The organism is Leptolyngbya sp. CCY15150 (assembly GCF_016888135.1).
Taxonomy (GTDB): Bacteria; Cyanobacteriota; Cyanobacteriia; order RECH01; family RECH01; genus RECH01.
Window position 1 is genome coordinate 73607 of record NZ_JACSWB010000292.1, and the last position, 12897, is coordinate 86503.

The 12897-nt window shown below is 53.0% G+C and carries 9 protein-coding genes and 1 tRNA gene; 5 read left to right on the top strand and 5 right to left on the bottom strand.

The window, feature by feature from the left end; all coding sequences use genetic code 11:
* Window positions 1-16: 16 nt before the first annotated feature.
* The 4 genes from JUJ53_RS23360 to JUJ53_RS23375 are packed head-to-tail and all read right to left on the bottom strand — an operon-like array spanning window position 17 to window position 6760.
* Window positions 17-3157, bottom strand: a complete 3141-nt coding sequence (locus JUJ53_RS23360) for an ATP-binding protein (RefSeq protein WP_204154458.1) — start codon at window positions 3155-3157, stop codon at window positions 17-19.
* Window positions 3154-4587, bottom strand: a complete 1434-nt coding sequence (locus tag JUJ53_RS23365; RefSeq protein WP_204154459.1) for an ABC transporter substrate-binding protein — start codon at window positions 4585-4587, stop codon at window positions 3154-3156. The genes JUJ53_RS23360 and JUJ53_RS23365 overlap by 4 nt, the downstream gene beginning before the upstream one ends.
* Before the next feature lie 35 nt (window positions 4588-4622).
* Window positions 4623-5756, bottom strand: a complete 1134-nt coding sequence (gene wecB / locus JUJ53_RS23370; protein WP_204154460.1) for a UDP-N-acetylglucosamine 2-epimerase (non-hydrolyzing) — start codon at window positions 5754-5756, stop codon at window positions 4623-4625.
* Entirely contained in the window at window positions 5753-6760 is a 1008-nt protein-coding gene (locus tag JUJ53_RS23375) for an AEC family transporter (RefSeq protein WP_204154461.1), read from the bottom strand. Before JUJ53_RS23375 ends, wecB begins: the two co-directional genes overlap by 4 nt.
* Before the next feature lie 540 nt (window positions 6761-7300).
* Between JUJ53_RS23375 and JUJ53_RS23380 the strand changes: the two genes are divergently transcribed.
* From JUJ53_RS23380 to JUJ53_RS24885, 3 genes are all read left to right on the top strand, one after another.
* Window positions 7301-8503: a bifunctional oligoribonuclease/PAP phosphatase NrnA gene (locus JUJ53_RS23380; RefSeq protein WP_343328021.1), complete on the top strand. Its 1203-nt coding sequence runs from the start codon at window positions 7301-7303 to the stop codon at window positions 8501-8503.
* Between the two features lie 3 nt (window positions 8504-8506).
* On the top strand, window positions 8507-9526 hold the full coding sequence (gene queG / locus JUJ53_RS23385; RefSeq protein ID WP_204154462.1) for a tRNA epoxyqueuosine(34) reductase QueG: 1020 nt from the start codon (window positions 8507-8509) through the stop codon (window positions 9524-9526).
* A 309-nt stretch (window positions 9527-9835) separates the two neighbouring features.
* Window positions 9836-10540, top strand: coding sequence for a hypothetical protein (locus JUJ53_RS24885; RefSeq protein ID WP_239125317.1), 705 nt, complete (start codon window positions 9836-9838; stop codon window positions 10538-10540).
* On the opposite strand, the gene JUJ53_RS23395 is transcribed toward JUJ53_RS24885, so the two are convergent.
* On the bottom strand, window positions 10537-11106 hold the full coding sequence (locus JUJ53_RS23395) for a metal-binding protein (RefSeq protein WP_204154463.1): 570 nt from the start codon (window positions 11104-11106) through the stop codon (window positions 10537-10539). The genes JUJ53_RS24885 and JUJ53_RS23395 overlap by 4 nt on opposite strands.
* 92 nt (window positions 11107-11198) lie before the next feature.
* On the opposite strand from JUJ53_RS23395, the gene JUJ53_RS23400 reads away from it, so the two are divergent.
* Both JUJ53_RS23400 and JUJ53_RS23405 read left to right on the top strand, forming a co-directional pair.
* Window positions 11199-11271 (top strand) — tRNA-Val (locus JUJ53_RS23400).
* 332 nt (window positions 11272-11603) lie between these two features.
* Window positions 11604-12878 (top strand): glycosyltransferase, encoded by a 1275-nt coding sequence (locus JUJ53_RS23405; RefSeq protein ID WP_204154464.1) that lies wholly within the window; start codon window positions 11604-11606, stop codon window positions 12876-12878.
* The last annotated feature ends 19 nt before the right edge of the window (window positions 12879-12897 follow it).

The following is a 12897-nucleotide window of genomic DNA, read 5'->3' on the forward strand; positions in this document are numbered from 1 at the left end:
ATCAAGATTCCTAGAGCTAGGATGAAGGATGGGATACACCCTCCGATGGTTGATCAGCTAGCAAGAAAAAGCATAGGTTTTCAGCTCCTTTTTCCCACTGAAAGCGCTTGAGGATATCGTGCTGCTCGGCATCGGTGATGCTGGCGATCAGCATATCAGGCTGGGCCAAGGCCACCTGATTGAGAAACTCTTGGCGGTTGTAAACCTGAACGTTATATCCACCGGTGCGCAAAGCGCTCACCAGCGCACTCGTGGTGGATACATCATCATCCACCACCAAGACGGTTTTCTGGGATGCACCATAGGAGACGAGACGATCGACCTCATGAATGAGATTGCTAACCTCTAGCGGTTTTGTAAAGTAGCGATCGACACCTAGGCGATAGCCACGTTCGCGGTCTTCTAAAACAGACAAGATGATGATGGGGATGCGAGAGGTTTGAGGATCGCGTTTGAGGGTTTCGGCAACCTGAAAACCATCCACCCCTGGCATCACTATATCTAAGATGATCAAACTAGGGCAAAAACTACGCACTTTTGCGATCGCTTCTTCACCATTTTCGGCTTCTTGCACCTCATAGCCTTGCGATTCCAATTCCTGGCGCAGCAGGTTACGAATGTTGGCATCATCATCCACCACCAAGACGCTTTTGGCAGCAGGCAGCAGGCTAGAAGGCTGAGGTAGATAGGCTCTGAGCTGCTTGAGGAGGTCATCCCGGTTCATTAAGGGGCGATCGCTCTCCTCGGAATCAGAGACAGCCTCCTCTAAAACCGGCAGGGTGAAGTAGAACGTACTACCATGGCCTAGTTCACTTTCCACCCACAGCTCCCCGTTGTGGTGTTCAACAATTTGTTTACAAATAGGCAACCCGAGCCCCGTGCCCTGGGGCTTGTCGGTGAGGGTATCGCCCACCTGCCTAAATTTTTCAAACACCTTAGGCTGATCCTCGGGCGCAATGCCGATGCCGCTGTCGGTAATGCCCACCACCAAGCGATCGCCCTCCTGCCTAGCCTGACAGTGCACCACACCGGCGGGGGTAAATTTGACCGCATTGGACAAGAGGTTGATGATCACCTGAATGATGCGATCGCCATCCGCCTGCACCAGGGGTAGCTGCGGCCCGATGTCGCGCTGCAGGTCTAAGGACTTTTGCTCAAACAGAGAGGTGGTGGCAGCGATCGCCCGATCCATCAGTTCATCAATCCGCAGCGGCTGCATATTCCAATCTACTCGACCCGCTTCCATTTTGGCGATGTCAAGTAAGTCATTGATCAAGGCCGTGAGGCGCTCCCCTTCAGACACAATGATGTCGATGTTGTCCCCCACCTGGCGGGCTGTGCGTTCGACCTTGCGATCGCCCTCGGGCACTAACGGCAGCAAAACATCCTGGAGTTTCTTTTTAATAATCTTGGCAAATCCTAGCACCGAGGTGAGGGGCGTCCGCAGCTCATGGGACACGGTGGAGATGAAATCGGTCTTCATGCGATCGATTTCTTTCTCGGAGGTAATATCCTGCACTAGGATTACGGCACCAATATAGTCCGTAGCAACGCCAGGAGTATCTGTTATTTCAGATTTGCCATTCTCAGATTTGCCGTTCTCAGATTCACCATGATCAGACTCACTGCTAGCGGGTCTAAGAATCGCCGTTGCAGATGCCTTGCCCACCCGTCCTCCTCCCAGGTCAAGCTCTGTCGTCCATACATCTTGGGGCGATCGCATGGTGTTTCGAACTAGGTCTGCTACATCATCGCCTAGGAGGGTCTCACAGGACTTATGCTCAATATCTTCTTCCGCAGACAGGCTAAACATTTTTAGCAATGCTGGATTATAGCGGGTCACACGTCCATGAATATCGGTGACCAGCAACCCGTCGGCCATATTGTCAATAATTGAGGATAAGTAAATTAAGGTATCCTGTAGATCGTGCGTGGCATCTGCAACCCGCTGTTCTAGGGTATAGCTATACTCGGCCATCTGCTGGTTCGAGTCTCGCAATTGCCCCGTCATTTGATTAAAAGCGCGGGCCAGGAGCCCAATCTCATCGTCTGTTAACACTGGAGCTTTCAGGGACAAATCTCCATCTGCCAATTGAATGGCAGTATTGGCGATCGCCATGATCGGCTGGGTAATGCGTCGAGAGAGGAGATACACAGCGACGAGGAGCAATCCAGCAGAACTCAGTCCGATCAACAAAATTTGGCGGGCTAGTTGGCGAGCAGGGAGGAAGGCTTCATTTTGGCTAATTTCAGCCACAAGGGCCACGTTTTGCTTAGGCAGCCAGCGATAGACCCCCACAACTGGAGTCCCTTCATAGTTGACAAAGCTCCCTTGGGCACTGCGTTTAGCGATCGCTAGATCAATGCCTGGACTGCTGACGCCCTGGCTAGGAGAAGCATCGGCATCTTGATCCTCCGTCTCGCCCTCACTCTCAGCCTCAGCCTCGGTCTCAGCCTCGGTCGTTGTCCGCGAGATAAACACCGTCTCGGAGCCAGAGCGGCCAATCAAGTACGTCTCTGCCTCTTCCCCAAGCCCTGTATTCTCGCGAATGAGGTTGTCAATATCGGTCAGGTCTAGATCAACAGCGATCGCTCCCATTTGTACGTTCTCTTGGTCTAGCAGCGGGGTGGCAAAGGTGATAGCTGCTCGCCCTGCAGAGGTAAGGTAGAAGTTAGGCACCACAGACTGGGCTCCATCCTGGGTAAAGTAGGTGGTGGGCTCTCCCAGAGCTTTATAACGACCCTCCAGATTTTTATCGCGGGACGAAAACACTACAAAGCCGCCGTTGGTAGTGATAGACACATTACCCAGGCTCGACTTCACGCGGCTCAGTTGGTTAAAGTAATCCGTCAAGATCCCATAGGCTTCTTGATACTCAGGCTCGTCAGGATCATAGATCAGCAGCGCCGCCACCTGTTGCCGCACCTCCGGCAGTTGGCTGATCAGCAGCACATCTTCCCGCTGGCTATCCACCCATTCATTCAGTTGAAACTCCTTCAGGAAGGTCGCCACCATTAAGCGATCGGTCACGGATTCTTCTAGGGCATTTTTCGCCCGTTGGTAGGCAGCGATCGCCACCGTGCCCAACATCACCACCGACAACAACGAGAAATAGCTCACCAACTGAGCCAGCAGACTGCGTCTCCAGAAGTTCATGACCACTCTCCAAAAATCTGTTTCACACGAGCGATCGCCTGATCGGTAGCTTGTTCTGGCGAGACGCCATCGTTCAGGACTTGCAAAATGGCTTTAGCCCACACATTATCCTGCAGAACTTTACTGTAGGCCGGTGCATAGACCTGATAGGAAGGGCGAGTATCCTGCTGATGTTGCTGCAGGGCCAAGGATAGATGGGGATCATTCACCGCATTCCAAAAGGGATCTTGCCAGAGAGAGCGAATGACTGGGAAAATCCGACCTTTGGTGGCCAACTGTAGATATTTATCTATATTTGCAGGCTGAATAAAGTAGGCGGCAAAGCTTTCTGCGGCTTCAAGCTGGTCGGTGTCTTTCAAAATGGCCAGTTGTTTGATGCTGAGAATGGAGCGATGGGGACTGCCATCTGGCTTGTTGGGCCAAGGAATGGTGCGAATCTGGTTGAAATAGTAGTCCGTGGACTGTCGATTGTAGGGCGTATCTGGCTGCCGCTGACTAAAGGGCACCGATAGGGTACTGTTGACCGTCATCAGCGACTGTTGCTCAAGGAAACTGATATTGTTACCTGAATCCGTCCATTCCACAGCAGCAGGTGGAATATAGCCATCTTGGTAGAAGGCAGCGAATTGCTTAATCGTATTGATCAGCCCTTGGCGAATACCTGGTTCCTCAATCCGAAGGTTTCCTTGTTCATCTACCACCTCTAGGTTGTAGGCGTCTAGAAATTGCTCAAATTGCCAGAATGTGTCTGTCCCTAGATCCGAAAGACAAAGACCAATACCATAAACCGTATCCTTGCCCTGATCCCGCAACTGGGTATGGGCAGTCTGCCAAAACTGCCAAAACTCATTCCATGTGTTGGGAATCTCATCGTTATACAGCCCTGCCTCTGTCAAAAGCGGCTGCCAATAGTGCAGATGCACCGTATTCTGCCCAAACGGAAGCGCATAGTAGCTGCGCGCTTGGGTGATATTATTTTGGTAGTATACCGACTCCAAGGCCGTGGGTGTAATGGTGTCTTGAATCGGTTCCACCAAGTGGGAAACATCTGCCAATTGATCGTTCCAGGCAAGGCGAGGGAAGAGATTGGTATCGGCTGGAAAGCTAAACACAACATCCGGCGATCGCTCTTCTTCAATGGCTCGCTGGGTATCACTCAAGATGTCGCGATCGGGCAGGAGAACTAAGTCGGCTTCAAACCCAGACGCTTGCTCCCAATCCGACACCAGTTGCACAATGACCTCATTCTCTTCTGGCAGAAACCCCTGGGTCCACCAGATGGTGAGCTTATCATCCACCACCGTCTCTAATTCTTCGGGCATGGCTTCAGAATCAGACTGGATAACGGGGGTACCCTGAGCACAGGTAATCAGCCCTAGCGTTAAGCTGGCTAGGATGAAAACTCTTAAGATTTGCTTGAAGGTCACCATAGTTTCTTACTATTCATACTGATCCAGATAGCTAATCAAACGACTGTTGAACAAGGTGTTGTCGCTGGGAGTGCTGCACCCCAAACCGCCAAGATATCCACAATCCGCTCCGCTGTATTTCCATCCCATAGGTCAGGAACACGCCCCGTTTTTCCCTGCCCCTCTAGAATTTGAAACACTTCCTGAATGATGCGATCGGGATCTTGCCCCACCAAGGTATTGGTGCCTTCGATGACGGTTTCGGGGCGATCGGTATTGTCCCGCATGGTGAGACAGGGAATGCCTAGCACCGTTGTTTCTTCCTGCACGCCGCTGGAATCCATGAGCGTAAACTGAGCCGACGATAGAGCGCAGATGAAGTCTAGGTAACCCAGCGGTGGCGTCACCCAGACCTGATCTAGGCTATCGAGCCGAGCCTGTAGGCCAAACGTTTCCAGCCGCTGCTGGGTACGAGGATGCATGGGAAACAGGAGGGGCACCCGTTCGCTCACCGTGGCGATCGCCTCTAGCAAGCGTTCAAGCATCACCGGGTCATCTACATTGCCAGGACGATGGAGAGTCACCAATCCGTACTGCTGAGGCTGAACTGGGTAGGTCTCTAGCAGTGTGGATTGGTGACGAGCCCGTTCGAGATTGGCCTTGAGGCTATCAATCATCACATTGCCCACGAAATGAATGGCTTCTGGGGCAATACCCTCCCGCAACAGGTTATCCGTGGCGATCGCCGAGGTGGTGAAGAACAAATCGCTAATGGCATCGGTGCAGATGCGGTTAATCTCCTCCGGCATGGTTCGATCCCAACTGCGCAACCCTGCCTCCACATGGGCGATGGGGATATGCAGCTTGGACGCAGCCAGTGCCCCCGCCAAGGTAGAGTTCACGTCGCCTACCACCAGCACTAAGTCAGGCTGATAGTCCTGCATCACCTCTTCTAGAGCGATCATCGTCCGCCCCGTTTGCTCGGCATGGGACCCCGATCCAATCCCTAAAAACACGTCTGGAGCAGGCAGTTGGAGGTCATCAAAGAAGACCTGAGACATGCGGTCATCATAGTGTTGCCCAGTGTGCACCAATTGCCACTGCATCGTGGAATAGAGATTCATTTGACGCAGAATGGGCGCAATCTTGACAAAATTGGGGCGTGCTCCTACAACATTGAGGATTTTCACGTCATAACTCCGAATAAGAGAACCCAAAGCGGCAGAAGAACAAGCAAGGCTAAACAGCCAAACACAAGCGTCGTCACGGCTAGTTCTCGATCAAGACCATAGGCCTCTGCAAACACAACCGTTGCAAACGCTGGCGGCATCCCCATTTGCAGCACAAGGGCTAACTGGGTTTGTTCTGCTACCCCAAAAAACATCAGGCCGGTTCCTACCACCAAGGGCACAAGAACCATTTTGATGCCAAGGCATGGCAAAGCCTGCTTCAGCTTACGAAGGGACGTAAGCTGACTGAGCTGCATACCGATGAGGACTAGGGCTAAATTGACAATGCCCCAGGCACAGGTTCGGAGACTGGTCTCCGCGAATTCTGGTAGATTCACTAATCGTAGTAGCAATCCGAACCCCAGACTCCAAATTGCAGGATTCTTCAAAATTTTTTCAGAAAGCTTTACAGAACTCCCTTCCCCAACTGTGCCGTATTTAGCAGCGAGAACCACCCCCACACCATAAACCCCAACAAATGTGCCGAGGAGATCGTAGAATAAAGCCCAAGCAAAGTAGTCGGGGCCAACCAGACCAAGAACCACCGGGAATCCCATATATCCAGTGTTGCCCACCATCATGGCCAACAAAAAGCTACCTTGGGTGGCGCGAGACCAGTCGCTATTGCGAAGTATCAAACCCGTGTTGGGAGCATGGTCATCCAACCCTTTAGACATGGCCCGGAGGCGTTCGTCTCCCACCCCTAGGTCAATCCAAACCCAGGCGAAGGCAGCACCCACCGCGATCGCCACCCAGGCGGTTACCGGGGCGATGAGAATCCAGCCCGATAGGTCAGCCCGATACAAAAATGCCACAATGCTAATGGGCAGTCCAATCCAAAAGATAAATTGACCTAGTTTGGCCGATGCCCCCTTTGGCAAAAGACGACCTAACACCCATCCTAAAGAAATCCAACCCATAAGAGGGATGTAGAGTTTGATGAGAGCAGGAATGAGATCAGGCATAGAACTCAAGTAATTAGATAAACTTAGCTAAGTAATCAGCAATCAGCAAATGCAGCGATCTTGGGACAAGGCTCAAGTATCCTTTGGGGATCCTAGAAACCCACCAGAACTCTAAGCCTAATGCTAGTCGATAGATGCTTCTTTTTATACATGTTTAAGGTCTGACCATAGGTTCATGCTCCCATCGCTCCGCCCCTTGGGAAGGAGGCGCACTGGATCGACGGTGTTACTGAATCAGGGGATGAGCCTCGAACGGGAGGCATGAACTGCCTGCCAAGGGTTGCGGGATCCTACGGCTTCTCAAAAACGTCTCGGTTCAACCCCCTCTCCCGTGATGACCGCGTTGATGTCGGCTGCTCATTCAGGAAAACGCGCCACAGAGCAGGTTTTTGCCCTCCCCAAGGATGACGACAGCAAGACGGGCGATCGTTTAAGCTAAAAGAGTGGCAATGAGATGAATTTGGGTCACCCTAGCGTCTTTCTAACCATTCCTACTCCTTGTTTAACCTCACCCCTGTTGTAACGGAGCCAACTCGATCTGTGACTGATTCTGACCATGCCTTGAGCCATTCTCACCCCGACCCGTCTCCCTCTCATCCGGCAGAGAAGCCATCGGCCTCCTCCTGTGACGAAAGCGATCGCAAGATTCAGGAGCTAAAACAGGTGCTCGACCGTCATCGGGGCGATCGCGTTTTGGTGCTGCTCCAGGATTTTCCTGATCCCGATGCCCTATCCTGCGCTTGGGCCTTTCAACTGATTGCCAAACAGTATGAAATCCGCTGTGACTTAGTTTACGCAGGCACCCTCAGCCATCAGGAAAATATTGCCCTTGTGAAACTGACAGGGCTGCCGGTGCAGCGCTGGACGCCGCAAAAAGCCCGAGAGCGAGATCTCTCCACCTATCAAGGCTATGTGCTGATCGACAGCCAGGGCGGCACCACCCAACTCCTATCGCTGGTGCAGTCTGCCAATATTCCTGCCTTGATTATCGTGGATCACCATAACGTCCAGGATGACCTCAAGCCAGAGTTTGCCGACATTCGCTCCCATACCCGCGCCACCGCCACTATTTTTACTCAATATATCCAATCCGGGCTGATTAAATTCGACACAGGTAATCGAGAGCATGTGAAATGTGCGACTGCTCTGATTCATGGGCTGCGATCGGATACCAATGGACTGATGCACGCTCAGGAAGAAGATTTCTTGGCGGCAGGCTTTCTCAGTCGGTTTCATGATTCCCAACTGTTAAATGCCGTATTACAAGCGTCCCGATCGAAGCAAGTTATGGATGTGATTGAACGAGCCTTGCGCAATCGGGTCTTAGAAAATAACTTCTCTATTTCTGGAATTGGCTATCTGCGCTACGACTATCGGGATGCTATTCCCCAAGCGGCAGACTTTTTAGTCACCGAAGAGAACGTACATACTGCGGTGGTCTACGGCATTGTCTATGATGAAGACGAAGATCTAGAAGTGGTGATTGGATCGCTGCGCACCAATAAGATAACCCTGGATCCCGATGAGTTCATCAAAGAGGCCTTTGGGCAAGATAACCAGGGACGCTTCTTTGGCGGTGGACGCGCCATGGCTGGCGGCTTCGAGATTCCCATGGGATTCTTAACCGGATACAATGAAAACTCTGAATATACCCAGCTCAAATGGCAAGTCTTCGATGCTCAGATCAAGCAAAAGCTAGAGCGACTAGTGGATCCAGAAGAAGGCGAGATTCGCACGATGTAGCCCATGACAGATTCAGAACCCCATGCAAATCAGATAAGCTTAAGCGATCGCATTAAACACCAGGCTCAGGCCCTTGGCTTCCATCGGGTCGGCATTGCTAGCGTTGAAGCCGCCGATCGCGACGGGGCTGCCCAGCGCCTGCAGGCTTGGCTCAAGCAAGGCTATCAGGCCGAGATGGCTTGGATGGCTAATCCCAAGCGGCAGGATATTGACCAGGTGATGCCTGGGGTGCGATCGCTGATCTGTGTGGCGTTGAATTACTACACCCCCCACGCCCATAGCGATGATCCTAGCCACGGCAAAATCTCCCGCTATGGCTGGGGGCGCGACTACCATCGAGTTCTACAATCACGGCTGAAGGCGCTGGCCACCTGGATTGAACAGCAGGGTGAAGGTATCGAAACTCGCTACTACGTCGATACGGGGCCGATCTCAGATAAGTTTTGGGCAGAACAGGCTGGCATTGGCTGGGTGGCCAAAAACGGTAATCTGATTACCCGCGACTACGGCTCCTGGGTGTTCCTAGGCGAAGTGCTGACCAACCTCGATCTCACCCCCGATCGCCCCCATATCCCCCACTGCGGCACCTGCACCCGTTGCATGGACGCTTGCCCTACCGGAGCGATCGCCCAACCCTTTGTGGTAGATGCCAATCGCTGCATCGCCTATCACACCATCGAAAATCGCGCCGACCAGCTTCCCGAGGCGATCGCCAGCCAGATGCAGGGCTGGGTAGCCGGTTGCGATATCTGCCAAGATGTTTGTCCTTGGAATCAGCGCTTTGCCCAGGAAACTGACATACTAGACTTTCAGCCCTATCCTTGGAATATTGCGCCAACCTTAGCCGACTTAGCGGCCAGCACCGACGAAGACTGCGATCGCCGCTTTCGAGCCTCAGCCCTCCGTCGGCTCAAACCCGCCATGGTACGCCGCAATGCCCAGGCAGCCCTCGCCCACCGTCCGAGTCCCTCACTGGAACAGGAATCCGGAGAGCAGGAGCGGCAGCAAGAGAGCGATCGCTAAAATCACCACGACCGTCACCGCATCAATATTGAGTACATTCTTCGGTGGTTCTGTCATCATTCCCCTGAGACTAGCTGTCGTCAACCTGCAACCTGAGTAGAAACGACCTAGCCTCAACTCTGCTGCCTACACCACCCATTCTAAGAGACGAGCGACCATTAGGCGATCGCCTGCACCCAACCTTGTCGTATGATCCTCACACGTGCCTGGGAAACACGTTACCCGATCACAACGTCATAGATCTCCTCTGATACTCTTCATGAACAACGCAACACTTTTATGATCAACACTTCTCGATTCTCTCGGTCGATGACAGCATCAGTGCTGGGATGTGTCTTGCTTGGATTGGGGGCGGCGATCGCTCCCCCCGTCTTAGCCAACGAGACCGATGATTTCCTTCTCCTCGACCTAACGCGGGCCCGCAACCTAGCCCGTCAAGCCATTGAGCGCGAGAATGGTGGTCTTGGACAATATCGGGCAGAGGCCGCCATGCATGGCTTCAGCGCCGATACCCCCCATACCGTCAATGCTGATGGAAGCTGGACATTTCTCTTCCAGGGCTATGATCCAAGAACGCTGGCTCCTGGCCGGGCATTAACCTACAGCGTTGAAAGCGAAGTCACGGTTAGCCCAACTGGACAAGTCAGCATTGACTACAACGGCCCCCTGCGCAGCACCTCTGCCACGGCTGGCTCATCCCCCCTCACGGGTAGCGACACTGTTGAAGACTACCGCATCTCTCTCGATCTCAACCGGGCCAAAAATCTAGCACGCCAAGCTGCCGAACGGGAAAACGGTGGACTGGGGCAATATCGGGCCGAGATCGCTATGCATCAAGACGGAGCCAGTGCTCCCCATGTGGTGAATGCTGATGGCAGTTGGACGTTTACCTTCCAAGGCTTTGACCCTCGCACCGCTACTACCATGGGTGTTGTCACCTACACGGTGGAAAGCGTTGTCACGGTGACGCCAGCAGGCGAGATCACGATTGACTACAACGGCCCAATTCGCTAACGCTTTTTAGCCTTGCTCCGGCGGCGCGACGTAGTTTTGGACGAACGGCTGGTTTTGCGGGGTGGGCGGGTGATCTTCTTATAGGTAGACGTCAGCCAATCGGCTCCATAGTGGCTCATGGCTCCTACCTCCAACCCGACGCCCAAGGCTAAGAGTTCGATCAGCCATTGCTGTAGCGATCGCTGGGTGAGCAAACCCAGGTCAGCCCATGTCCAGCCAAATTCTCCTAGTTGATTGGCCAGGGCGATCGCAGCCACCCCTAGCACCAAGAGCCAGAGCAGCAAGTAGAGCACTCGCACCACCGTACCCACCACAGGGCCGTGCGACCAGAGCGATCGATGCTTGAGGCGGCTGCGGTAGGGCAACCAAATCCACCGCAGCCAGCCCCAGCGTTTATATTGCACAGAATGAATATCGAGGTCGGGGCCAAGCATCAAGCCACCCAGCAGAAAACCGCTCAGCACCCAGAGGGTGAGGTAACTGCTGCCCGTGCTCACCAATGCACCGGCTGCAACCAGCGGTAAGCAAAGGATGGTGATGCGATCGTGGGTGCGACCTGAGGGCATTGAAAAAATTATCAGATTTTTCTAATATGTTGCATCTTAGCAGGTGTTTGTCTGCTACAATGTGATCTTGTGTTCAGCAGTTGTCCCCTCAGGGGCGGTTAGCTCAGTTGGTAGAGCGCCTGCCTTACAAGCAGGATGTCACTGGTTCGAGTCCAGTACTGCCCATTTTGATACCCATAGTCTAGGCGATCGCATCTGCTACGGTGACTATCCGTTGTGGCGGTCATTCATCGATGGGTGTGGTTGTCCAAAGCTGCCTTGCCCGCTCTGTCCATCGGGTATGGCAACTAGACGTCGTGCTCATATAGATAAAACCTAACTGCACAGGCTCATGAATATCGGCTTGTTGATGCCAATTTGAACTGTGTAGCCTCGACTTTATCTATCTAGTATATTTACACCGTCACCCCTTCTAGTTCTTCATCGGTTAACTCATAGAGCGATCGCAAAAGCCGCTACCGTAGTCTGTTAGCATACGGTCACCAAAATAAGCACCCATGAAAATCAACATTCTCACGATCGGGTCTCGCGGTGATGTTCAGCCTTACATCGCGCTGGGAGTAGGGCTACAGCAAGCGGGCTACACCGTCCAGCTCACCACCCACGACACCTTCAAAGATTTAATTCAACACTATGGTCTAGACTTCTGGCCCATTGGCGGTAATGTGCAAGCGATCGTCCAAGGAGAAGCAGGGCAGAGCATGATTGAATCCGGAGGCAATTCACTGCAAGCTCTGAGTCTTTTACGACAAGCGCTAGATCCGATTTTGGCAGAGTCCTTAGCCCAGACTTGGGCCTCTTGTCAGGATGCAGATGCCGTCATTAGCAGCGGCACAGCCTTTTTTGGCGATGATGTGGCGGAGTGTCTGGGACTACCGTCTTTCATTGCCCTCCTCCAACCCCTTTTGCCAACCGGATCAATCACCCACCCGATGGCTCCTCCCTTTCACCTGGGAAAAACCCTCAATCGTTGGGTCTATCAATTTTTCAACCGCTTTTACTGGCAGCTCTTCAAGCAATCGGTCAATGATTGGCGGCAGCGCACGCTGCACTTAGCGCCGCACCAAGAATGTCCGTTCTTGAGTCAGCGTTGGCGATCGCTGCCTAAGCTGTTGGGCTACAGTCCAGCAGTCATTCCTCATCCTCCCGACTGGGATGCCCACCACCATATAACGGGATACTGGTTTCTGGATGCGCCGCCGGATTTCACACCACCGGCTGATCTGCTGGCATTTTTGGATGCAGGAGACCCACCCATTTCGATTGGATTCGGCTCTATGACCAGCCGAGATGCAGAAACTATCACAGCGATCGCCCTGGCTGCATTAGAGAAAACCGGTCAACGGGGACTGCTGCTCACAGGATGGGGCGGCATTCAAAATACCGATCTTCCCGACCACATCTTTAAGCTAGACGCCATTCCCCATGACTGGCTGTTCCCCCGCATGAAGGCGATTGTTCACCATGGTGGTGCAGGAACAACAGCAGCAACGTTGCGATCGGGCATACCGGGGATTGTTGTACCGTTTTTTGCCGATCAACCCTTTTGGGGCAATCGCTCTGCTCAATTAGGCGTTAGTCCTCAACCCATTCCCAAAAAACGCCTCTCGATTGATTCTCTGGCCCATGCTATCCAGCAGGCAACCACAGACTCAGCCCTACGACAGCAAGCTCAGCATCTAGGAAGAACCATTCGGGCGGAGGATGGTATTGGTCAAGCTATGCAGGTGATCAACGCCACCCTCACCACTGCCAAGATTGCTTCGACGTAAGTTTGAGCTAGGTAAAGAT